Raw genomic sequence first — 22,288 nt, forward strand, 5'->3', positions numbered from 1 at the left:
TGGCTCCGCTTCTCAACCGGGCGGTCGCCGCTTATTTTGGCTCACGACAATGCGATCACGGTCGCAGCAACGTCGAGGCGCGGCCCGGCATATCGCCTGTCGTCCGGTCCACGCTCGCCGCACCCGACGCTCCAGAGCGCGGGCCACGACAATTGCTCGAGCCCCGTCGCCGATATCGCCGCGAACGACGTCCAGCTGATGTCACCGCGGCGTCGCCACAGCACGCCCCCCGGTCCCATGTCCGGATAGAGGGCGATGTCGAGGTCGAAATCCCGCGCATCGCCGAAATCGGGACCGACCCAGTAATGCGGACTGCGCCCGCGCTCGCGCCCGAGGATCAAGGTGAGCGTCTGGGCCGGCCCGCGCAGGCCGAGCCAGAGCGGCGCGATCATGTCCGGCACCGGCGTGCAGAGCAGCGTTTGCGGCGCGGCGCTTCGCGCGGCTGTGCGGCCCGACAATCTCAGAGCGACGACCGTCGCGGGCGCCGGCATTCCGGACAGTGGCGCAGGGCTGGTCCCGTGCGGCAATGGCGACCATGCGGCGTGGTCGAGAGATGGCAGCGGCCATAAGAGCCGCTCGCGCACGGCGCCTTCGGTGTCGAGCACCTGATAGCGAAGACCGTTCTCGTCGAGCGCCGCCTGCACGCAATGCAGATACTCGACGCCTTCGGGCATCCGGTGCGCGGTGCCGGCGCCTGCCGTGCAGATCTGCAGCACGCCGCGATGGGCCTGAACATCGAATGCGAGGATATGGCTGCACAGATAGGCGGTCACGCCGGCGCCGACCAGGATGTCCCAGAAGCGCGCACTGTATTCGTGGCCGATCTCGCGCTGATAGCTGCCGCCGAAGCCGTTGATCGGGTACACGGGATGATGACCCAGCACCAGTTTGTGCCTGGCGTCCCTGTGTTGTTCGAGCACCTCTTTCAGCCAATCGGTCTCGACGTGCCCCTCGCCGCCCAACCCGCTCCACAGCGTGTGCACGAACACCAACAGGAGATCGCCGCGGCGGACCCAGTAGGACAGGCCCTCCTGACCGGGCGGACCATTGCGCGGCAGCTGCAGCACCTCGCGGAACACAGCCTCGCTCATCTCGTCATAGGTGGTGTGATTGCCGGTCGTGTGCCACAGCGGCACCGCATGGCGGTCGAGCCAGCCCATTTCGACCTCGAACCAATGCCGCCACTGCGCGCGCAAGGCATCCGTATCGGCAGTGAGGCCGATGATCTCGTCGCCGGGAAAGAGGATGAATTCGGGCGCAGGATGCAGCCGGCGGACCACACTGTTCACCGACGCGAAGGTGCGCTCATGCAGTGCACCCGCGACGCCCGAACAGGCGTCGGCATAGATCACGAAATGATGGCCCGGATTTCTCGGCAACAGAGACGGAATTGCATCATGCATGGTTCGGGCCACGTCCTCGCGAGCCACATCATAGAGGAAGGCAGGCTGATCGCTCAAGGCAGGCATCGGCGCCCGCCAAACGCCATCACGCACACCAAGACGTGACGCCCCGGAAATGCAGGTCTGCTCGCGCCCGCTAGGCGGCGTTGCGCCAAGCTGCTAGCGTTTCGCGCTTCAGATTGCCTTTTGAGGATCGGAGCAAATGGACAACCGTAATGATGTTTGGCGCGGCGTCGACGCGATCAAGCGGCGTTTCATCGAATTGAGCGACCGGGTCTGGGCGATGCCCGAGGTCTGCTACACCGAGGCGCGCTCATCCGCCGAACATCTGGCCGAACTGCGGCATCACGGTTTCCGCATCACCGAAAACCTCGCCGACATTCCGACCGCGGTGATGGGCGAATGGGGCGAGGGTGGACCTGTGATCGCCTTCCTCGGCGAATATGACGCCCTGCCCGGCCTCAGCCAGGAGGCCGGAATTGCCGAACCTCGTCCGGTCGAGACCGGCGGTCACGGCCATGGCTGCGGCCACAATCTGCTCGGCTCCTCCGCGCTGCTCGCCGCGACAGCGGTGAAGGATTGGCTCGCCGCCAACAAGGTGCCGGGCCGGGTGCGCTATTACGGCTGTCCTGCCGAGGAAGGCGGCGCGGCAAAGGCTTTCATGGTGCGCTCTGGCGCATTCGAGGACGCCGACATCGCCATCACCTGGCATCCGCACAGTTTCTGGGAAGTCGCGGTGACGCCGTCGCTCGCCAATACCCGCGCCGATTTCATCTTCACCGGGCGGACATCGCATGCGGCGGCCTCGCCGCATCTCGGCCGCAGCGCGCTCGATGCAGTGGAATTGATGAATGTCGGCGTCAACTACATGCGCGAGCACATGCCGAGCGATGCCCGGGTGCACTATGCGCTGCTCGACACCGGCGGCATTGCACCCAACGTGGTGCAGGCCCATGCCCGCGTGCGCTACTCGATCCGCGCCCGAGACCTGCCCGGCATGAACGAGCTGGTCGAGCGCGTGCACAAGATCGCGCAAGGCGCTGCCCTGATGACCGAGACCAAGGTCGAGATGAAGATCATCTCCGCGGTCTCCAACATCCTGCCCAACACGCCGCTGGAGCGGACGCTGCACCAGATTATGGAAGATCTCGGCCCGCCGCATTTCGACGATGCCGACAAGGATTTCGCCGGCAAGATCCGCGCGACCCTGACCGACAAGGACATCGCCTCGGTCTATTACGCGATCGGCATGGAGCCGACCGACCGGCCGCTGGCCGATTTCCTGGTACCGATCGACGCCAAGCGCAATCCGCTGATCGGCTCGACCGATGTCGGCGACGTCAGCTGGGTGGTGCCGACGGTGCAGGTTCATGCACCGACGGTTGCAATCGGCACGCCGTTCCACACCTGGCAGGTTGTGGCGCAGGGCAAGACGGCGGCCGCGCACAAGGCGATGGTGCAGGCGGCCAAGGCGATGGCCGGCCTTGGCGTCAAGGCGCTGATGGAGCCGGAGCTGATCGCGGCCGCCAAGGCGGACCTCACGAAGCGGACCACCCGGACGCCCTATGTCAGTCCGCTGCCGGCGAATGTTGCACCGCCGTTGGACATGTCGGTCGCCTGAGCGCCGCACATGACGGGCCGGACCTGCGCTTCGATGCGCGGGACCCGGCGAGCGCCGATCCCGTTCCGATCCAATCGGAACGGGGCCTTGGATTTCTAGTCTGCACGATATCCACTTCGCTCGAAAGCGCGCCCGTGTGGCAGGAAAGCATCTCAGAACAAAGGATAACGAACAAATTTTCCGCACTGCGAGGCGTGCGCAGCCGCGCTTTGGCGCCGAAATGCCGAACCGATGTGCGATGCGGAGCCGTTCTGCACAAGCGATAGCCAAAAGACCTAGGCCCTGTGGCGTTGGAGACGTTGACCTTCGCGGTCATTCGGTGTGCCATCTGCCGCCAGCACGGCGGCCGGTTCCACGGTCCGCCGCAATCTCACGTGAGCCGGACCGAGGGGACAATGTTCGACAACAATCTGCGCGGGATGATCGACGACGTAAGGGACGGGCGGATGGACCGCCGCGCCTTCGTCAAGCGAATGGTTGCCGTCGGCCTCACCGCGCCGTTGGCTAACCAGATTCTGGCGATCGGCGGCGTCGCGATGGCGCAGAGCCCCAACCCCTACAAGCCGACCAAGCGCGGCGGCGGCGGTCCGCTGAAGCTGTTGTGGTGGCAGGGCCCGACGCTGCTCAATCCGCACTTCGCCACCGGCACCAAGGACCAGGATGGCTCGCGCATCTTCTACGAGCCGCTGGCCAGCTGGGATGTCGACGGCCATCTCAACCCGATCCTCGCCGCCGAGATCCCCTCGATCCAGAATGGCGGCCTTGCCGCCGACGCCAAATCGGTGGTCTGGAAACTCAAGCCCGGCGTCAAATGGCATGACGGGAAACCGTTCAGCGCCGACGACGTCGTCTTCACATACGAATATGCCAGCGACCCGGCGACGGCCGCGGTCTCGAGTGCGACCTACGCCGGCATGACAGTGGAGAAGGTCGACGACCTCACGGTCCGCATCAAGTTCAAGGATCCGACGCCGTTCTGGGCCAACGCATTCGTCGGCGCCTATGGCTGCGTCATTCCGAAACACCTGTTCGCCGAGTTCAAGGGCGGCAAGTCGCGCGAGGCGCCGACCAATCTGAAGCCGGTCGGCACCGGACCCTACAAGTTCATCGAATTCAAGCCGGGCGACCTGATCCGCGGCGAGATCAATCAAGACTACCACATGGCGAACCGGCCCTATTTCGACACGATCGAGATGAAGGGCGGCGGTGACGCGGTGTCGGCGGCGCGCGCGGTGATCCAGACCGGCGAATATGATTTCGCCTGGAATATTCAGGTCGAGGACGAAGTGCTGCTGCGGCTGGAGAAGGGCGGCAAGGGCAAGACGCTCTATGCCGTCGGCGGCGACATCGAATTCATCGCCATCAACTTCACCGACCCCAACACCGAGGTCGACGGCGAACGCTCGTCGATGAAGACCAAGCATCCGATTCTGTCCGACCCGCGCGTGCGCCAGGCGCTCGCCCTCCTGGTCGACCGCGAATCCATCAAGAAGGTGATCTACGGCCGCGCCGGCCGCGCCACCGCCAACTATCTCAACGGCCCCGAAGAGTTCGTCTCCAAGAACACCAAATGGGAGTTCTCGGTCGAGAAGGCGAGCGCGCTGCTCGAGGAAGCCGGCTGGAAGGCGGGCTCCGATGGCATCCGCGAGAAGGACGGCAAGAAGCTCAAACTTCTCTACCAGACCTCGATCAACGGGCCGCGGCAGAAGACCCAAGCGATCGTCAAGCAGGCCTGCCAGAAGGCCGGCATCGACGTCGAGTTGAAATCGGTGGTGGCCTCGGTGTTCTTCTCCTCCGACGTCGCCAACCCCGACACCTACGCCCATTTCTATGCCGACATCGAGATGTTCCAGATCCCGATGACGCAGCCCGATCCGGCCCTGCACATGCGCCGCTATCATTCGCGCAACGTCGCCACCAAGGAGAACAAGTGGCAGGGACCGAACTTTCCGCGCTGGGTCAACAAGGATTACGACGCCGCGGTCGATGCCGCCGATACCGAGACCGATCCGATCAAGCGCGCCGATCTCTACATCAAGTGCAACGATCTGATGTGGCAGGACAACGTGATGATCCCCGTGATGCATCGGCTCGCGGTGGAAGCCTGCTCCAACACGGTGCGGCCCGCGCTCTCCGGCTGGGCCAACCAGACCGACAATCTGCAAGACTGGTATCGTGAAACTTAAGACGTGACGGGTACAGCGTCGAACCGGTGCATCTCTTCCCTCTCCCCGTCCTTGCGGGGAGAGGGTTAGGGTGAGGGGCTCGAACTGCCAATACCGTGAGAGATGAGTTCGTGGAGAGTCCCTCTCACCCGGCATTCAAGCCGTGCTTGAATTCCGACCTCTCCCCGTACGCGGGGCGAGGTGAAGCTCGCCTTTCGACTGAAAGTAAGATCAACGTGCTCAAGGTGCGAGCGTTAGTTAGATGATCTCTCTATGAGTCAGTATATCCTGCGCCGTCTGATGATCGCGATCCCAAGCCTGCTCGGGATTTCGGTCGTGCTGTTCGTCGTGCTGGCGCTCGCGCCAGGCGATCCGTTCAGCGAGCTCGCGACCAATCCGAACGTGCCGCCCGAGGTGCAGGCCGCGCTGCGCACCAAGTTCGGGCTCGACGATCCGATCTATCTCCGCTACCTGCACTGGCTCGTGGCGATGGCGCAGGGCGACTGGGGCTTCTCCTTCGTCAGCCGGATCAATGTCGATACGCTGATCCTGCAACGACTGCCGACCACGCTCTACGTGGTCGGCTCGTCGCAACTGCTGGCGCTGCTGATCGCGATCCCGGTCGGCGTCTACGCCGCCACCCGCCCCTATTCGCTGTTCGACCAGCTCGCCAACACCTTCGCCTTCATCGGCTTCTCGCTGCCGACCTTCTTCACCGGCATCCTGTTCATCCTGGTGTTCTCGGTGAAGCTGGACTGGCTGCCGTTCGTCTACACCGACGTACCGGGCAGCGGGATCAAATGGGCCCTCGAGATGATCCGGCAGGCCATCATGCCAGTGATGGTGCTCGGCCTGTTCCAGGCGGCGTCGATGACCCGCTTCGTGCGCTCGGCGATGCTCGACGTGATCCGCCTCGACTATGTCACCACCGCGCGCGCCAAGGGGCTCGGGCAGGCCAAGGTGATCGTCAAGCATGTGATGCGAAACGCGATGATCCCGGTCGTCACGCTGATCGCATTGCAAATGCCTGCCGTGTTCGGCGGCGCCATCGTCACCGAGCAGATCTTCCGGATTCCCGGCATCGGCTCGCTGCTGATTTCCTCCATCCTCGCCAACGATACGCCGGTCGTGATGGCCGTGACCTTCGTGTTCGCGTGTCTCGTGGTGCTGTTCAACCTGATTGCAGATGTCCTCTATGGCTGGCTTGACCCTCGCATCTCCTTCCGCTGAGCGGCGCGGCTATTCGCCCTGGCGCGAAACCTGGCGGCGCTACCGCCGGCACCGGCCGGCGGTGGTCAGCGCCGTGCTACTGCTGCTCTTGATCGCGGCCGTGGTGATCGGCCCGTTCATCTGGCGCGTCTCGATCAGCGACATCGACGTGGTGGCAGGCCTGCAGGGCCCCTCGCTGGCGCATCCGTTCGGCACCGACGATCTCGGCCAAGACCTGCTGGCCCGCATGATCTATGGCGGCCGCATCTCGCTCGCGGTCGGCCTCGCCGCGATGCTGGTCTCGGTGTTCGTCGGCACGCTGATCGGCGCGCTCGCTGGCATGTCGCGCGGCCCGCTCGGCTACGCGCTGATGTGGCTGACCGACCTGTTCCTGTCGCTGCCGCAACTGCCGCTGCTGTTGATGCTGATCTATCTGTTCCGCGACGGGCTGAAGGCCGTGTTCGGCCCGGAGGGCGGCATCTTCATCCTGATCGTGCTTGTGATCGGCGGCTTGCGCTGGATGCCGGTCGCCCGCCTGGTGCGCGCCCAGTTCCTGTCGCTGCGCGAGAAGGAATTCGTCGAGGCGGCGCGTGCGCTCGGCGCGAGCCCGGTGCGCCAGGTGGTGCGCCACATCCTGCCCAATGCACTTGGTCCCGTGATCATCGCCGGCACGATCGACGTCGCCGCCGCGATCATCGCCGAATCGACGCTCTCGTTCCTCGGCCTCGGCTTTCCGCCGGACACACCGACCTGGGGCCGCATCCTCTATGACGCCAAGGACTTTCTCGACATCGGCCCGCATTGGGCGCTGTTTCCGGGCGGTGCGATCTTCATCGCCGTCGTCGCCATCAACTTCATCGGCGACGGGCTGCGCGACGCGCTCGACGCACGCAAGGTGATCTGATGGCGCTGCTCGACATCAAGGGCCTGAAAACCCATTTCACCACCGACGACGGCATCGTGCAGGCGGTCGACGGCGTCGACATCAGCATCAACCGCGGCGAGACCCTCTGCGTGGTCGGCGAATCCGGCTGCGGCAAGACCGTCACCGCGATGTCGATCCTAAAGCTGATCGCGATGCCGCCGGGCAAGATCGTCGCAGGCGAGATCATGTTCGAGGGCCGCGACCTGGCGCCGCTGACCAGCCACGAGCTCGACGACATCAGGGCCAAGGAGATCGGCTTCATCTTCCAGGAGCCGATGACCTCGCTCAATCCGGTGCTGACGATCGGCGAGCAGATCGCCGAAAGCCTGCGCCGCCACGAGGCGATGACCAAGAAGCAGGCGCTCGAGCGCACCGTCGAGATGCTGAAGCTGGTGCAGATCCCCAATGCCGCGGGCCGCGTGCATCACTATCCGCACCAGTTCTCCGGCGGCATGCGCCAGCGCGTGATGATCGCGATGGCGCTGGCCTGCCGGCCCAAGCTCGTGATCGCGGACGAGCCGACCACCGCGCTCGACGTCACCATCCAGGCGCAGATCCTCGACCTCTTGCAGGACATGAAGGAACGCTTCGGCATGGCGGTGATGCTGATCACGCACGCGATGGGCGTGGTGGCCGAGACCGCGCAGCGCGTCGTCGTAATGTATGCCGGCAAGGTGGTGGAAGAGGCGCCGGTCGACGAACTGTTCGGCAATCCAAGCCATCCCTACACCCAGGGCCTGATCCGCTCGATCCCGCGCATCGATCTCGACGCCGAGCACAAAACCCGCCTGGAAGCGATCGGCGGCTCGGTGCCGATCCTGATCAACCCGCCGCCCGGTTGCCGGTTTGCTTCCCGCTGCAAACACGCGATGAGCATCTGCACCGAGCGCGAGCCGCGGCTGCGCGAGATCGCGCCCGGCCATCGCATCGCCTGCCACCTCGGAGACGCGTCATGAGCGAGCCGCTGCTGCGCGTTTCCAATCTGAAGAAGCACTTTCCGGTGCTCGGCGGCCTGCTGTCGCGCGAGGTCGGCCAGGTCTATGCGGTCGACGGCGTGTCGTTCTCGGTCAACCGCGGCGAGACGCTGGGGCTGGTCGGCGAATCCGGCTGCGGCAAGTCCACCACCGGCCGTTGCGTGCTGCGCCTGATCGAGCCGACCTCGGGCGATGTCGTGTTCGACGGCCAGAGCGTGACTGGTCTCGGCGGCGGCGATCTGCGCGCCATGCGGCGCAACATGCAGCTGGTGTTCCAGGACCCGTTCGCCTCGCTCAATCCGCGGATGACGGTCGGCGCGATCCTCGCCGAGCCCTTCATCATCCATCATCTCGTGACGTCAGCGAGCGAGCGCGAGGACCGCGTCGCGCGCCTTCTGGTCAAGGTCGGGCTGAAGGCCGAGCACATGCGGCGCTATCCGCATGAATTCTCCGGCGGCCAGCGCCAGCGCATCGCGATCGCCCGCGCACTGACGCTGGAGCCGAAGCTGATCGTGTGCGACGAGCCGGTCTCGGCGCTCGACGTCTCGATCCAGGCCCAGGTCATCAACCTGCTCGAGGATCTGCAGGCCGAGCTGAACCTCACCTATCTGTTCGTGGCCCACGATCTCTCTGTGGTCGAACACATCTCCGACCGTGTCGCGGTGATGTATCTCGGCCGCATCGTCGAGCTCGCCAAGGCCAGCGATCTCTACCGCAATCCCCAGCATCCCTACACCAAGGCGCTGCTCTCGGCGGTGCCGGTGGCCGATCCCAAGGCGAAGCGCGACCGCATCCGCCTGAAGGGCGACGTGCCGAGCCCGATGAACCCGCCGCAGGGCTGCCACTTCCACACCCGTTGCCCGATCGCCGAAGAACGCTGCCGGCAAACCGCGCCGGAACTGCGGGAGGGAAGCAACGGGCATTCCGTGGCGTGCCATCTGGCGTAGGTGACGCGCCAGATGCGGTTGCCAGCCGTCGCTGGGGGCGCACCGCCAAAATATCGAAAACAACCCCATGCACAGTAGCCGGCGGCTGCGGGCGTTCGACACGGCCCTTGACATGTCGGGCAAATCAGCGGCATTATTCGAAAATTCCGAAATAGTGGCGACGATGATTGAAATCATGCCGCCCAAGGCTAACGCCGCTTGGTCTTGCTCAGTGGCGTCGGTCTGGCCTTTGCCTTGGCGTTCCGCCGCGGTGCAGGCGCTGCCGCGTCCTCCGTCTCGCTCACTTCCGCCCGCAGCGTATCCAGCAACCAGTCGCGGAAGGCGCGCATGCCGGGCGTCACTTCCCGCGACTTCAGCCAGGTCAGCCAATAGGAGCCCGCCGGCACTTGGGCCGCGAATGGCCGCACCAGCCGGCCCGAGGTCAATTCGTTGTTGAACATCGCTGTTGGGACCAGCCCGACGCCGACGCCGCGCGCGGCGGCCTCGGCCATCGCAACCGAACTGTCGAAGATCGGCCCCTGGATCTTCGGGCATGGCGCGCCGGCCACCGCAAACCACAGCGGCCATTCCTCGGCGCGGTAGGAGCGCAGCAGGAATTCCTGCGCGAGATCCGACGGCTTGCGCAGCCGGCCCGCCGTATCGGCGCAGCACACCGGCGAGAGCGGCGTGGACAGCAGATGGATCGCCTCGGTTCCGTGCCATGAGCCGTCGCCGAAGCGAAGCGCAAGATCGAGCCCGTCGCCCGCGATGTCGACGCGGTTGTTGTTGGTGAGCAGGCGCAGGTCGATATAGGGATGCGCACGCTTGAAGCGATCGATCCGCTGCAGCAGCCACCCGGTCGCAAAGGTCGTGACGCAGCCGACGGTAACGACCTCGCGCGTGCCCTTGGCTTCGATGCGATCGATCGCAGCCCCGATCCGGTCGAGCGCGTCGGTCAACACCGGCAGCAGCGCCAGCCCCTCGTCGGTGAGCACCAGCCCGCGCGGCAGGCGGCGAAACAGGCTCGCGCCGAGCGTATCCTCGAGCTGCTTGACCTGGTGACTGATCGCGGTCTGCGTCACGCGCAGCTCCATCCCCGCGCGGGTGAAGCTGAGCAGCCGCGCGGAGGCCTCGAAGGCGCGTAATGCGTTCAGCGGGAGGTGCCGGCGCACGGTGTCATGACCAAGTTTTTCTCATGCCTCGTTGTATAAATGATTGTTTGTGCTCCGTCACGCCGCCCGGCAGGTTCGCGCCGCCAACGGAGACGAGAGATGCTGACGAGACGGACATTGGGATTGCGCGCGCTGGGCCTTGCGGTTTCTTGCACCCTGGCGCGACAGAGTGCAGCGGCGGGACCGAGCGGGCCGGCGCAGCGGCTGCAGGACGAGTTTGCGCGCATCGAGCTCGCAACCAGCGGCCGGCTCGGCGTCGCCGCGCTCGACATGGAAACCGGATTCCGCGCCAGCCTGCGCGGCGACGAGCGGTTCCCGATGTGCAGCACCTTCAAGGCACTGGCCTCGGCCGCGGTACTGCTCCGGGTCGATCGAGGTGAATCCAGCCTCGACCAGCGCGTGCGGTTCGAGGCCAAAGATATCTTGGCCAATTCGCCTGTCACCAAGGACCATGTCGAGTCGGGCATGACGCTCGCCGAACTCTGCGAGGCTGCGATCACGCGGAGCGACAACACCGCGGGCAACATGATCCTGCGCGAGATCGGCGGGCCGGCCGGCCTCACCGCGTTCTTCCGCACCATCGGCGACAATGTGAGCCGGCTCGACCGCTGGGAGCTGGCGCTGAACGAGGGCGTATCAGGCGACCCGCGCGACACGACGAGCCCTGTTGCGATGCTGAAGAATCTGCAGCGCGTGGTGATCGGCGATGTCCTGCAGGCCGCCTCGCGCCAGAAGCTGGCGGATTGGATGGTGGCCAACAAGACCGGTGACGCAAGGCTGCGCGCCGGCGTGCCGCGCGACTGGCGGGTCGGCGACAAGACCGGCACCGGCGAGCGCGGCACCTATAACGATATCGGCGTATTCTGGCCGCCCGGCCGCAAGCCGATCGTGGTGACGGTCTACCTGACCGGGGCAAGTGCGCCCATGGAGAAATGCAACGAGGTGATCGCCAATGTCGCGCGCGCCGTTGCGAATGCGAGTACCGGACAGTCCGGCTAGAGCCGCAGGACGCAGCCGTGCGGCATCCCATCGCTGCGCGGCTTGGCAGCAACGAAGGATCATGCGACGCTGAATCCGAATGGCGATGCTGATAGCAGGCCATCCGGAGGACACGTCTTGTATCGCCGCATCGCCCTCGCCGCGCTGCTTGTCGCAGGCCACGTTCACAGCGGCTTTGCTGCGGCCGACCCGGCACGCTGCCGCGAGCTGATCCGCAAATACGAAACCGACAAGGCCCAGCTCAGCGCGATCGAGATCTCGCTGACCTTGTTCGCTGCCGCCAACGCCGATTGCATCAATCTCGCCACCGCCCTGCTCGATGGCGGCGCCTCGGTCGATGCACGGGACCGGCTCGGTGCAAGACCGCTGAGCCACGCTGCCCGCTCCGGCCATCTCGACATGGTCGACCTGCTGCTTGCCCGTGGCGCGCCGGTCGATGCCCGCAACCTCGCAGGATCGACCGCGCTGTATCTTGCCGCCGAGCGCGGCCATGTCGCGATCGTGCAGCGGCTGATCGACCGCGGCGCCGACGTCAATCTCACCGGACGCAGCGGCGCCTCGGCGGTCGCGGCCGCCGCCTATGCCGGCCGGGACATGGTGGTGCGCATGCTGCTGGCGCACGGCGCCGACGGCCGCAAGCCCGACGACACCGGCAAGCCGCCGGTCGTCTATGCGGCGGCCGGCGGCCAGCTCGGTATCGTCAAGCAGCTGCTCGCGCTCGATATCGACATCAACGCGCGCTACGCCAACGACCTAACGCTGCTGATGTGGGCGGCCGGACCGGATGAGACCGTGCCGGAGGCGCAGGCGCTCGAGGTCGTCGCGTATCTGCTGGACGCGGGCGCCAAGGTCGACGAACGCGATGCGCGGGGACGCACAGCGCTGATGATCGCCGCCGAGGGCAACCATCCGGCGATCGCCAAAGCGCTGCTCGCCCACGGCGCCGATGCGGCGCTGGCCGACAAGGCCGGCAAGCACGCCGCCGATCTCACCATCCTCTCGGCGCTGCGCGAAGAGCTGACACCGCACTGAGACGGCGGCGCCGCTCACAGCCCCGCCAGATACTCGACCAGCGCGGCGAGGTCGTCGGGCGACGTCGCGATCATGAGGTCGGACATGCCGGGATTGTTGCCGCGCGCGCGGGTGCGGAAATCGGCGATTGTCTTGGCGAGGTAGTCCCGCCCCATCCCGGCAAGCCGTGGCACCGTGCCGTCACCCTGGAAGCGATCGAGGTGGCAGGCCGGGCAGCCGACCGAAGCGCTGGCGCTGAGCGCCTTCGCCGCGACGTCCTTGGGCGCCCGCGGCTGGCCGAGGTCCGGCCATGGCTTCTGCGAGAAATATTCCGCGATCGCCAGCATGTCGTCGCGCTCGAACTGGGTCGCGATCGGCTGCATGATCTCGCTCTTGCGATCGCCGCGCTTGAAATCCCGGAGCTGGATGTAGAGATAGCCGGCCTGCTGGCCCCAGATCGTCGGAATGGTCTTGTCGATGGGCTTGCCGGCCTCGCCGTGGCAACCGGCGCAGACCGCAACCTTGTCCTCGATTGTCTCTGCCCGCGCCTGCCCCGCCATCAGCAGCAACGCCGCGCCGCACATCATCTGTTTACCGAGCATCACCTGATCCGAACGGGTTATGATTCCCGTCATTGCGAGGAGCGAAAGCGACGAAGCAATCCATGCCTCCGCACATGCGGCACAATGGATTGCTTCGCTTCGCTCGCAATGACGCGGCTGGACCTTTGGTCCGAACAAAACCGAGGCGGGACCGGAGCGGTCCCGCCTCGCCGTCAACGCTTGTACGCGCGATTATGCATTCCGCCCCGGCTCAGTCGAGCGTGAAGGCGATGATGTTGTTGCCGCGCTTGAAATCGAGCTGGACGTTGCCGCCCGCACCGACCACGACATATTGCTTGCCGCCGACCATGTAGCTCGACGGCGGCGCGTTGACGCCGGCGCCGGCGCGGAAACTCCACAGCTCCTTGCCGCTCGACGAATTGTAGGCCGCGAACTTGCCGTTGCCCTCGCCGGTGAACACGAGGCCGCCGGCCGTGGCGAGGATGCCGCCGATCATCGGCTCAGGCGTCTTGACCTGCCACTTGATCTTGCCGGTGTTGTAGTTCACCGCGGTGATGTTGCCCGACTGCTTCTCGCTCGGGATCACCTTGAAGGCGCCGCCCAGCCACAGCTTGCCGTTCGGATAGGCGGTGCTTTCGACGTGGTAGGTCATCGGCTGGTGCAGATTGATGGCGTAGGCCAGCTCCTGCCCCGGGTCGGTCGCGATCGGCGACCATTCGACGCCGCCATTGGCGCCAGGCAGCATGCGCGCGCCTTCCTTGGTCGGCAGCACCCACATGTTCTCCTGCGGCACCATCGCCTCGGAGAAGCGGATCAGGCTGCAGTCCTTGCGATCGTGCACATAGATGTGTCCGGTCTTGCCGGCATGAATGACGCCGGGGATCGTCTTGCCGCCCTTGTCCTTGACGTCGACCAGCACCGTCGGGCTGACCGCGTCGAGATCCCAGACGTCATGGGCGATGTACTGGAAGTGGCAGACATACTTGCCGGTGTCGAGATCGAGCGAGACCAGCGAGTTGGTGTAGAGGTTGTCGCCGGGCCGGTTCGAGCCGTCGAGGTCGGGCGATGGATTGCCGACGACGAAGTAGATCCGGTTGGTCGCGAGATCGACCGACGGGTTCTGCCACACGCCGCCGCCGAGCTTGGCATAGGGATCGCCGATCTTGGCGAGCATGTCCTTCTCGGCCTGGATATTGCGATGCATGTCGCGGCCGGTGGCGTCCTTGGTGGCCCAGACTCCGACGGAGTTCTCCGGAATGGTGTTGAAATTCCACAGCTGCTTGCCGGTCTTGGCGTCATAGGCACGCACGAAGCCGCGGATGCCGTATTCGCCGCCATTGGTGCCGATCAGCACCTTGTCCTTGACCACGGTCGGCGCCATGGTCTCGCTGTAGCCGAGCTCGGGATCGGCGATGTTGGTGGTCCATACCACCTCGCCGGTCTTGGCGTTCAGGGCCATCAGCTTGGAATCCAGCGTCGCCAGATAGACCCTGTCGCCCAGCACCTGGACGCCGCGATTGTTGGGACCGCAGCAATAGACGGTGATCGGGCCCATCTTGTGGGCATAGTGCCAGAGCTGCTGACCGGTCTTGGCGTCGAGCGCATAGACATGGCTGAACGACGTCGTCACATACATCACGCCGTCGACGACGATCGGCGATGTCTCGAGCGACTCCTTGACGTCGGTCTGGAAGATCCAGGCGACGTGCAGGTTCTTCACATTGTCCCGGCTGATCTGCTTGCCCGGATAAAACCGCGTCTGGGCGTAATTTCCGTTGGTGAGCAGGAAGTCCTTGGCGTTCTTGTCGGCGGTGTTGAGCTGCTCCTGGGTCACCGGCGGCACATTGGCGTTGCCCAGAACCGACTGCTTCTCCTGCTTGACTTCCTGTGCGATGGCGGCGCCGGACAACAGGCCAACGCCGACCGCTGCGGCGAAGGCCGCAAGCCCTTTCACGTACATAGTCTCCCCCGTTATTTCTTGGTTGCAGTATCAGGGATGGTGTTTGCTACTTCCCCTCGAGGCCTGGCGTAGCGAGCGCGCACCGTGGTGGCCTTGGTTGCGCTGCAATAGATGATTGAAAAATGACAACGACAGGTATCGACGGACGGGTTCCATGTTAGCGCTGTCCTTCACAAAGACAACCGATGCGCTCGATGCGAAGCCGGAACAGCATGCGTTCGCGCGCCCGAAATGCTGCGACCGCGGGCTTGCACCAAACTGAGCAATATCGGTGGCTTCCCGCGCCGTCACGCATCGCCGGACAGAATCGCCTTCGCAGGCGCAGCACGTAAAATGAGACTAAGCGTCAAGCGACGGCGTCGCGCGAGCTGCGGCGCTGAGGCCATTGCTCTCCGCCGGCGCGATCGCTTGCTCCCAGTTACTCGCAAGTTACTCCCAAGCCCAGGTCGAGAAATCATTCTCGAACTGCGGCACGTCTTTCCACACGCCCTTCAGCTTCTTGCTGGCGATCGTGATCAATTGCGGCTGGAACAGGAAGCCGGCGACCGCATCGGTTGCCAGCATCCGCTGCGCGTCGCCGAGCAGCTTGGCCCGGCCGGCCTCGTCAGGCGTCGCCATGATCTGCTGATAGAGCGCGTTGAACGCCTCTGACTTGTAGCCGAGATAGTAATCCGGCTCGGTCAGCTTCACGAGGTCGAACGGCTCGACATGCGCGACGATGGTGAGGTCGTAATTGTGCGGGCCGGTGAACACCTGCGACAGCCACTGCGCCCATTCCACGTTCTCGATCTTGGCAACGATACCGACCTTGGCGAGTTGGGCCGCGAGCACCTCGCCGCCCTGACGCGCGTAGGACGGCGGCGGCAGTTTCAGGCTGAGTTCGAGCGGCGTCTTGACGCCGGCCTCGGCCAGCAGCTTCTTGGCGAGCTCCGGATCGTAGGGGTTGATGCCGGTGGTATCGACATAGCCGAGCGATCCAGGCGTGTAGAAGCTGCCGATCGGCGTGCCGAAGCCGTCGACCGCGCCGTCGATCATCGCCTTGCGATCGATCGCGGCGAGGATGGCGCGACGAACCCGGACGTCGTCGAGCGGCTTCTTGCGTTCGTTGATGCCGACGATGGTTTTTGTTCGCGAGCCGCCGATCAGGACATTGAAGCGCGGATCGGCCTTGAACTGCGCCAGGCTGCGCGCCGCCGCAACCCGCGGAAACGCGTCGACGTCGCCCGACAGCAGCGCCGCGACCTGCGCGGCGGGATCGCCGATGAACCGGATTGTCACCTTGGACAGCTTGATCGCGGCGGCGTTGCGATACTCCGGCCATTTCACCAGCGTGATCGACGAGCCCTTGGCCCAGTTGCCGAGCGTGTAGGGTCCGGTGCCGACCGGCTGCGTCACGTCGGTCGGCGCGCTCTTCGGCTCGACGATCGAACCCGACGCCTGGCCGAGCAGGAACGGCAGGTTCGGCTCGGAATACTTCAACGCAACGACGATCGTCTCCGGGTCGGGCGCCGTCACCGACGCGAACGCCTGGTACAGGCTCCTGTCCTTGTTGGTCGAGGTCGGCGCTGCGGCACGGTCGAATGTGAACTTGACCGCGGCGGAATCGAACGGCTCGCCATTGTGGAATTTGACGCCCTTGCGGAGCCTGAAGGTGTAGGTCTTGAGATCAGGCGAGGCTTGCCAGCTCTCGGCGAGCAGCGGCGACACCGAGCCGTCCTCGTTGATCTTGGTCAGCGTCTCGTAGATGTTGTAGAGCGTGACCTCGGCGATCGCCGCGGCCGCTGCGTTGGTCGGATCGAGCCCCGGCGGCTCCAGCGTCATGCCCATCACGACGCTGTCCTTCTTGCCCTGCGCGAAGCTCGGCAGCGGCGCTGCGGCGAGCGCGGCGGCGGCCGCGATGACGCACAATTTCCTCAACATTGGTCTGCTCCCCGGGCGTGCTCATTCTTCAAGCTAGGTCAACCTCACACGAAAGACTAACCGGCCTCGGCGACCACCGGCGGCAACGCCATCACCGCTTCGGCGTGATGGCAGGCCGCCAGATGGGCGTCACCCACGCTGCGTAGCGCAGGCGCGGTCTCGCGACAATGCTGGTCGGCCAGGGGGCAGCGCGGCGCGTAAGGACAGCCGGCCGTGACCGAGGACTGCGAGACGATCGCCTGCGCGCCGCGGCGGCGCCGGACACCACCGGCCCGGGCGCGCGGAACCGCATCGAGCAGCGCGCGCGTGTAGGGATGGGCGCTGTGGGCGAACAGATCTGCGGGATGCCCCTGCTCGACGATCCGCCCGAGATACATCACCGCGATCTCGTCGCAGATCAGATCGACCACGGCGAGGTCATGGCTGATCAGGATGTAGCTGAGCCCAAATTCGTCCTGCAGATCCTGCATCAGGTTGAGCACTTGGGCCTGCACGGAGACGTCGAGCGCCGAGACCGGCTCGTCGGCGACGATGAGCTTCGGCCGGGTGATCAGCGCGCGCGCGATCGCGATGCGCTGGCGCTGGCCGCCGGAGAATTCGTGCGGAAACTTGTCCATATCGGCATCGCGCAACCCGACCTGCCGCAGCACCGTGGCGACACGCTCGCGCAGGCCGGCGCGATCGATCCGCCCGATCGCGGTCAGCGGCTCGGCAACGATCCGCGCGATGGTCTGGCGCGGATCGAGCGAGCCGTAGGGATCCTGGAACACCATCTGGAAATCGCGGCGGGCGTGGCGCAGCTCATCCGGCGGCATCCGGTTGAGGTCGCGGCCCATCATGACGACCTGCCCCGACGACGGCCGCTCCAGCGCCATCACCAGCCGCGCAAGGGTCGATTTGCCCGACCCGGACTCGCCGACCACGCCGAGGCTCTTGCCCGGCATCACCCGCGCCGTGACGCCGTTGAGCGCGTGCACCTGCGCCGCCGGCCTGAACAGGCTTTCACGCGGCAGGGTGTAACGCTGCGCGAGCTCCGTCACCTCGAGCAACGGCGTCGCAGATGATGGCTGGTCCAGCACCGTCATGCGACGACGCCTCCGTCGGCCATCGAGACGTCCGTCCTGACGCAACGCACGCCATGGCTTCCGCCGACATCGACGACTGCCGGGAGCGCCGCGCGGCAACGCGCCTCGACGATCGCGCAGCGATCGGCGAAGGTGCAGCCCGCGGGCAGGTCGGCGAGCTCCGGCACGGTACCGGCGATGGTCGTGAGCCGCGTGCCCTTGCGCGCGCCGAGCCGTGGCCGGGCGCGGAACAGGCCCTGCGTATAGGGATGGCCCATCCGCGTGAACACGGCCTGGGTCTCGCCGCTTTCGACGACGGTGCCGCCGTACATCACCATCATTCGCGCGACATTCTCGGCGATCACGCCGAGATCATGCGAGATCAGGATCATCGCCATGCCGCGCTCCGCGACGAGGTCGGCGATCAGATCGAGGATCTGGCCCTGGATCGTGACGTCGAGCGCCGTGGTCGGCTCGTCGGCGATCAGCACATCGGGCTGGCAGGCCAGCGCCATCGCGATCGTGATGCGCTGGCGCTGGCCGCCCGAGAACTGGTGCGGATAGGCATCGACCCGCTTCGCCGCATCCGGCAGCCCGACGCGATCGAGCAAGGCGATGGCTTCCTGCCGCGCTTCAGCACCCGAGATGCCGGTGTGGCGCAGCAAGGGCTCGGCCACCTGGTGCCCGATCGTGTGCATCGGATTGAGCGCGGTCATCGGCTCCTGGAAGATCATGCTGATGCGGTTGCCGCGCAGCTTGCAATAGGCCGCATCCGGCAGGCCGACCAGCTCCGCGCCGTCGAGCCGGATGCTGCCGCTGATCACGGCGCTTTCCGGCAACAGCCCCATCAAGGCCAGCGCGGTGACCGACTTGCCGCAACCGGATTCGCCGACCAGCCCGAGCGTCTCGCCGCGACGAAGCGCGAAGCTGACGCCGCGAACGGCCTGCGCCGGGCCGCGGCTGGTGTTGAGCCGGACGCCCAGGTCCCTCACCTCGATCAGCGGCGCCTTGCCCATGCTCAACGCTCCCGCGCCAGACGGGGATCGAGCAGATCGCGCAAGCCGTCGCCGAGCAGATTGAGCCCGAGCACCGCGATCGCGATCGCGGCTCCCGGATAGACTGCGAGCATCGGCGACTGGAACAGCAGGGTCTGCGCATCATTGAGCATGCGGCCCCAGGACGGCTGCGGCGGCTGGGTGCCCAGCCCGAGATAGGACAGTGCGGCCTCGGCGAGGATCGCCAGCGCGAACTGGATCGTCGCCTGCACGATCAGGATCGACAGAATGTTCGGCAGCACATGCTCGATCGTGATGCGGAATACGCCCTTGCCCGCCGCGCGCGCGGCGAGCACGAATTCGCGGGCCCAGATTGCATTGGCCGAGCCGCGGGTGACGCGGACGAAGGTCGGGATCTGGAAGATGCCGATCGCGGTGATCGACGTCACCATGCCCGGCCCTGCGACCGCCGCCAGCATGATGGCCGACAGCACGGCGGGGAAAGCGAAGGTGAAGTCGCTCATCCGCATGATGAGCTCCTCGGTCCAGCCCTTACGGGCAGCGGCGACCAGGCCGAGGCCAACGCCGAAGGTCAGGCCGATGCCGAGCGCAATGACGCCGACCATGATGGTTGAGCGCGCGCCGACCAAAAGCAGCGAGACGATGTCGCGGCCGAGCACGTCCGTGCCGAGCCAATGCGCCGCCGACGGCGGTTGCAGTTTCGAGGCGACGTCGATGTCATAGGCGGACCATGGTGTCCAGACCAGCGACAGCAGCGCCGCACCGAGCACGAACAGGCTGAGCACTGCGCCGAGCACGAAGCTGCGATGACGCAGCGCGCGGCGCCAGAAGCCGGTTACAGGCCTTGCGCCGGCTGCGAGTGCCGGCGCGCCGGCGGATGCGGTCAGTGGCGCACTCACAGGTTGGCCACCTTGATGCGCGGATCGATGAAGGCATAGAGCACATCGACCACGAAATTGACGATCACGACCATTGCCGCCAGCAGCATCACGCAGTTGCGCACCACGATCAGGTCGCGGTTGGCGATCGACTGGAAGATCAGCCGTCCCAAGCCCGGCAGATAGAACACGTTCTCGATCACGATGGTGCCGGCCAGCAGATTGGCGAATTGCAGCCCCATCACGGTCATGACCGGGATCATGGCGTTGCGCAGCACGTGACGCCACAGCACCTCGCGCTTGCCGAGCCCTTTGGCGCGCGCGGTGCGGACGAAATCCTCGCGCAGCACCTCCAGCACCGCCGATCGGGTGACGCGGGCGAGGATCGCGGCCTGCACCACCGCGAGCGAGATCGCGGGCAGCAGCAGCGAGCGGATCCCGGCCCAGATGCCGTCATCCCAGCCGGCAAATCCGCCGGCCGACAGCCATTGCAGCTTCACCGAGAACAGCAGGATCAGGAGGATCGCAAACCAGAAGTTCGGCAGCGCGATGCCGATTTGGGTCAGCGACATCACGCCGACATCCCCGATCTTGTTGTGGTTGGCCGCGGTGTAGATGCCGGCAGCGAGCGCCAGCACCACCGTGATCAGCATCGACATGATCGCGAGCGGGATCGTCAGCACCAGCCGCTCCGCGATCAGTCCGGCCACCGGCGTGCCATAGACATAGCTGTTGCCGAGATCGCCGACCGCCATGCCCTTGAGCCAAAGCAGATAGCGAACCGTGAGCGGCTGGTCGAGGCCGAGCTTGACGGTGAGCGCGCGCACCGCATCGGGCGAGGCATCGGCACCCATCAGCATCTGCGCGGCATTGCCGGGCAACGCGTCGAGCACCAGGAAAATGATCAGCGAGGCCGCGAACAGGGTCGCCACCAGGGTCAGGATCCGCCGCAGGAAGAATACGCTCATGCCCGCCCGAAGGATTGGGAACAGGCCGCAGGTTTCAACATGTTCGCGAACGAATGCAAGCCCTTCGCAGCATCATTCATGATGTCGGCGCGGGCCAACGGCCGAGCAGATCGCTCGCCTCTTCGAACAGCGCCGCGGCGCGCAAGAGTTCCGCATCGGCCCGGAAGCGGCCGACCAGATGCAGGCCGATCGGCAGGCCGTCGCGGCCGAAGCCGGAGGGGATGCTGACCGCGGGATGCCCGGTCATGTTGAACAGCATGGTCCAGGGAAACCAGTGCGGCCGCACGCTGTCGAAGTTTTGGCCGTCGATGTCGATGGTGCCGAACAGATCCTGATCGATCGGCAACGCGGTGCGGGTCAGGGTCGGCATCGCCAGCAGGTCGCCGCGCACGAACAGCGACTGTATCCGACGGAACAACGCAGTGCGGTCGAACATCGCCTGCTGGTAGTCGACGCCGCTCACCTTCGCGGCGAGCGCAAGCTGCTTCAGGAAGGTCGGGCTGAGATCATCAGGATGCTCGGCCGCGAGCTTCTCGAACCGGGTGCGCCAGACCGTGTGATTGATGGCGCGCCAGATCGGCTCGATGTCGAATCCCTCGCCGGAGAATTCCTCGAGTTCGGCACCGAGGCTGGCCATCCGGTCGAGGCTCGCCTTGAAGTTCGCGGCGACGTCTGATGTTACCGGCCGGCCCGGCGGCGACAGGCAGTACAGCACCCGCCTGCCCCTGAGATCGCCGCGCGGCGCCGCGAGGTCGAGATAATCAGGCACCGGCACGCCGATCGACCACGGATCGGACGGATCCTCGCCGGCCATCGCCTGCATCATCAGCGCCGTGTCGGCGACCGTGCGGGTGGTCGGCGTGACATAGGTCTGGTTGCCGAAGGCGTCCTGCACCTGGCTGTGCGGGATCACGCCGTTGCTCTGCTTGATCCCGACCACGCCGTTGCAGGCGGCGGGAATCCGGGTCGAGCCGCCGCCGTCGGTCGCAACGGCCAGCGGCGCGATGCCGCTCGCGACCTGCCACCGCGGCCCCGCCGCTGGAGCCGCCGCTGGACCTCGCGGCGCTCCACGCATTGCGGGTGCGGCCGAACAGCGGCGAGTCGGTCAGGCACTTGCTGCCGAACTCAGGCGTCGTGGTCTTGCCGAGCAATATTCCGCCCTGCGCACGGAGCCGGGCCACTGCGACGGCGTCGCTGTCGGGCACATTGTCCTTGTACGGCACCGCGCCAAAGGTCGTCCGCACGCCCCTTGTGCTGACGATGTCCTTCACGGTGAAGGGAATGCCGTGCAGCAGACCGAGCGGCTCACCGGCCATGACCTGCCGCTCCGCGGCCTTCGCCTGCGCCGTGGCGGCCTCGCCGCACAGGGTGATGAAGCAGTTGAGCTCCGGTTGCAGCCGCTCAGCGCGGGCCAGCACGGCGGCGGTGAGTTCGACGGGAGAGACTTCCTTGCGAGCGATGCGCGCACGAAGCTCAACGGCAGGCAGCAGGCACAGATCATCGCTCATTGGGAA

Annotated in this window: 17 protein-coding genes and 1 pseudogene; 8 read left to right on the top strand and 10 right to left on the bottom strand. The window is 65.8% G+C overall.

Annotated features, from left to right (window positions below):
- Positions 1-41: 41 nt before the first annotated feature.
- Entirely contained in the window at positions 42-1,403 is a 1,362-nt protein-coding gene (locus tag ACVISU_RS13230; protein ID WP_456707230.1) for a metallophosphoesterase family protein, read from the bottom strand.
- Between the two features lie 202 nt (positions 1,404-1,605).
- Here ACVISU_RS13230 and ACVISU_RS13235 point away from each other — a divergent pair, with 202 nt between their 5' ends.
- The 6 genes from ACVISU_RS13235 to ACVISU_RS13260 all read left to right on the top strand — a co-directional run bounded on the left by ACVISU_RS13235 (position 1,606) and on the right by ACVISU_RS13260 (position 9,244).
- Positions 1,606-3,024, top strand: coding sequence for a M20 family metallopeptidase (locus ACVISU_RS13235; RefSeq protein WP_456707231.1), 1,419 nt, complete (start codon positions 1,606-1,608; stop codon positions 3,022-3,024).
- Between the two features lie 395 nt (positions 3,025-3,419).
- Complete coding sequence (locus tag ACVISU_RS13240; RefSeq protein WP_050402551.1) at positions 3,420-5,210, top strand: peptide ABC transporter substrate-binding protein; 1,791 nt, start codon at positions 3,420-3,422, stop codon at positions 5,208-5,210.
- A gap of 252 nt (positions 5,211-5,462) precedes the next feature.
- Positions 5,463-6,419, top strand: a complete 957-nt coding sequence (locus ACVISU_RS13245; RefSeq protein WP_456707232.1) for an ABC transporter permease — start codon at positions 5,463-5,465, stop codon at positions 6,417-6,419.
- Entirely contained in the window at positions 6,385-7,302 is a 918-nt protein-coding gene (locus ACVISU_RS13250; protein WP_050402552.1) for an ABC transporter permease, read from the top strand. Before ACVISU_RS13245 ends, ACVISU_RS13250 begins: the two co-directional genes overlap by 35 nt.
- Positions 7,299-8,279 (top strand): ABC transporter ATP-binding protein, encoded by a 981-nt coding sequence (locus ACVISU_RS13255; RefSeq protein ID WP_456710818.1) that lies wholly within the window; start codon positions 7,299-7,301, stop codon positions 8,277-8,279. The genes ACVISU_RS13250 and ACVISU_RS13255 overlap by 4 nt, the downstream gene beginning before the upstream one ends.
- Positions 8,276-9,244, top strand: a complete 969-nt coding sequence (locus tag ACVISU_RS13260) for an ABC transporter ATP-binding protein (protein ID WP_456707233.1) — start codon at positions 8,276-8,278, stop codon at positions 9,242-9,244. The genes ACVISU_RS13255 and ACVISU_RS13260 overlap by 4 nt, the downstream gene beginning before the upstream one ends.
- A 188-nt stretch (positions 9,245-9,432) precedes the next feature.
- Here ACVISU_RS13260 and ACVISU_RS13265 read toward each other — a convergent pair whose 3' ends face one another.
- Positions 9,433-10,395: a LysR substrate-binding domain-containing protein gene (locus tag ACVISU_RS13265; RefSeq protein ID WP_456707234.1), complete on the bottom strand. Its 963-nt coding sequence runs from the start codon at positions 10,393-10,395 to the stop codon at positions 9,433-9,435.
- A gap of 99 nt (positions 10,396-10,494) precedes the next feature.
- Between ACVISU_RS13265 and bla the strand changes: the two genes are divergently transcribed.
- Positions 10,495-11,394, top strand: a complete 900-nt coding sequence (gene bla, locus ACVISU_RS13270; protein ID WP_456707235.1) for a class A beta-lactamase — start codon at positions 10,495-10,497, stop codon at positions 11,392-11,394.
- A gap of 117 nt (positions 11,395-11,511) precedes the next feature.
- Positions 11,512-12,426 carry an ankyrin repeat domain-containing protein gene (locus ACVISU_RS13275; protein WP_050402557.1) on the top strand — a complete coding sequence of 305 codons (915 nt, stop codon included), beginning with the start codon at positions 11,512-11,514 and terminating at the stop codon, positions 12,424-12,426.
- A 14-nt stretch (positions 12,427-12,440) separates the two neighbouring features.
- On the opposite strand, the gene ACVISU_RS13280 is transcribed toward ACVISU_RS13275, so the two are convergent.
- The 8 genes and pseudogenes from ACVISU_RS13280 to ACVISU_RS13315 form a co-directional block, all read right to left on the bottom strand.
- Complete coding sequence (locus ACVISU_RS13280; RefSeq protein ID WP_244521966.1) at positions 12,441-13,007, bottom strand: c-type cytochrome; 567 nt, start codon at positions 13,005-13,007, stop codon at positions 12,441-12,443.
- A gap of 211 nt (positions 13,008-13,218) precedes the next feature.
- Entirely contained in the window at positions 13,219-14,928 is a 1,710-nt protein-coding gene (locus ACVISU_RS13285; RefSeq protein ID WP_456707236.1) for an outer membrane protein assembly factor BamB family protein, read from the bottom strand.
- A 429-nt stretch (positions 14,929-15,357) separates the two neighbouring features.
- Positions 15,358-16,848 carry an ABC transporter substrate-binding protein gene (locus tag ACVISU_RS13290; RefSeq protein ID WP_456707237.1) on the bottom strand — a complete coding sequence of 497 codons (1,491 nt, stop codon included), beginning with the start codon at positions 16,846-16,848 and terminating at the stop codon, positions 15,358-15,360.
- A 56-nt stretch (positions 16,849-16,904) separates the two neighbouring features.
- A complete protein-coding gene (locus tag ACVISU_RS13295) occupies positions 16,905-17,933 on the bottom strand; it encodes an ABC transporter ATP-binding protein (RefSeq protein ID WP_456707238.1) in 1,029 nt (342 codons plus the stop codon).
- Entirely contained in the window at positions 17,930-18,928 is a 999-nt protein-coding gene (locus ACVISU_RS13300; protein ID WP_456707239.1) for an ABC transporter ATP-binding protein, read from the bottom strand. Before ACVISU_RS13300 ends, ACVISU_RS13295 begins: the two co-directional genes overlap by 4 nt.
- Positions 18,929-18,930: 2 nt before the next feature.
- Entirely contained in the window at positions 18,931-19,827 is an 897-nt protein-coding gene (locus ACVISU_RS13305; RefSeq protein WP_456707240.1) for an ABC transporter permease, read from the bottom strand.
- Complete coding sequence (locus tag ACVISU_RS13310) at positions 19,824-20,774, bottom strand: ABC transporter permease (RefSeq protein WP_456707241.1); 951 nt, start codon at positions 20,772-20,774, stop codon at positions 19,824-19,826. The genes ACVISU_RS13305 and ACVISU_RS13310 overlap by 4 nt, the downstream gene beginning before the upstream one ends.
- A gap of 76 nt (positions 20,775-20,850) precedes the next feature.
- Positions 20,851-22,282 (bottom strand): annotated as a pseudogene (locus ACVISU_RS13315) (amidase).
- Positions 22,283-22,288: the final 6 nt, after the last annotated feature.

The sequence above is a fragment of the Bradyrhizobium sp. USDA 4452 genome, assembly GCF_054063575.1.

Excerpts from the sequence above, each read along its gene's own strand:
- ACVISU_RS13235 (WP_456707231.1), top strand. The coding sequence starts at position 1,606 with ATGGACAACCGTAATGATGTTTGGCGCGGCGTCGACGCGATCAAGCGG.
- ACVISU_RS13300 (WP_456707239.1), bottom strand. The coding sequence starts at position 18,928 with ATGGGCAAGGCGCCGCTGATCGAGGTGAGGGACCTGGGCGTCCGGCTC.
- ACVISU_RS13245 (WP_456707232.1), top strand. The coding sequence starts at position 5,463 with ATGAGTCAGTATATCCTGCGCCGTCTGATGATCGCGATCCCAAGCCTG.
- ACVISU_RS13295 (WP_456707238.1), bottom strand. The coding sequence starts at position 17,933 with ATGACGGTGCTGGACCAGCCATCATCTGCGACGCCGTTGCTCGAGGTG.
- ACVISU_RS13250 (WP_050402552.1), top strand. The coding sequence starts at position 6,385 with ATGGCTGGCTTGACCCTCGCATCTCCTTCCGCTGAGCGGCGCGGCTAT.
- ACVISU_RS13260 (WP_456707233.1), top strand. The coding sequence starts at position 8,276 with ATGAGCGAGCCGCTGCTGCGCGTTTCCAATCTGAAGAAGCACTTTCCG.
- ACVISU_RS13280 (WP_244521966.1), bottom strand. The coding sequence starts at position 13,007 with ATGCTCGGTAAACAGATGATGTGCGGCGCGGCGTTGCTGCTGATGGCG.
- ACVISU_RS13230 (WP_456707230.1), bottom strand. The coding sequence starts at position 1,403 with ATGCATGATGCAATTCCGTCTCTGTTGCCGAGAAATCCGGGCCATCAT.
- ACVISU_RS13285 (WP_456707236.1), bottom strand. The coding sequence starts at position 14,928 with ATGTACGTGAAAGGGCTTGCGGCCTTCGCCGCAGCGGTCGGCGTTGGC.
- ACVISU_RS13310 (WP_456707241.1), bottom strand. The coding sequence starts at position 20,774 with ATGAGCGTATTCTTCCTGCGGCGGATCCTGACCCTGGTGGCGACCCTG.
- bla (WP_456707235.1), top strand. The coding sequence starts at position 10,495 with ATGCTGACGAGACGGACATTGGGATTGCGCGCGCTGGGCCTTGCGGTT.
- ACVISU_RS13240 (WP_050402551.1), top strand. The coding sequence starts at position 3,420 with ATGTTCGACAACAATCTGCGCGGGATGATCGACGACGTAAGGGACGGG.
- ACVISU_RS13290 (WP_456707237.1), bottom strand. The coding sequence starts at position 16,848 with ATGTTGAGGAAATTGTGCGTCATCGCGGCCGCCGCCGCGCTCGCCGCA.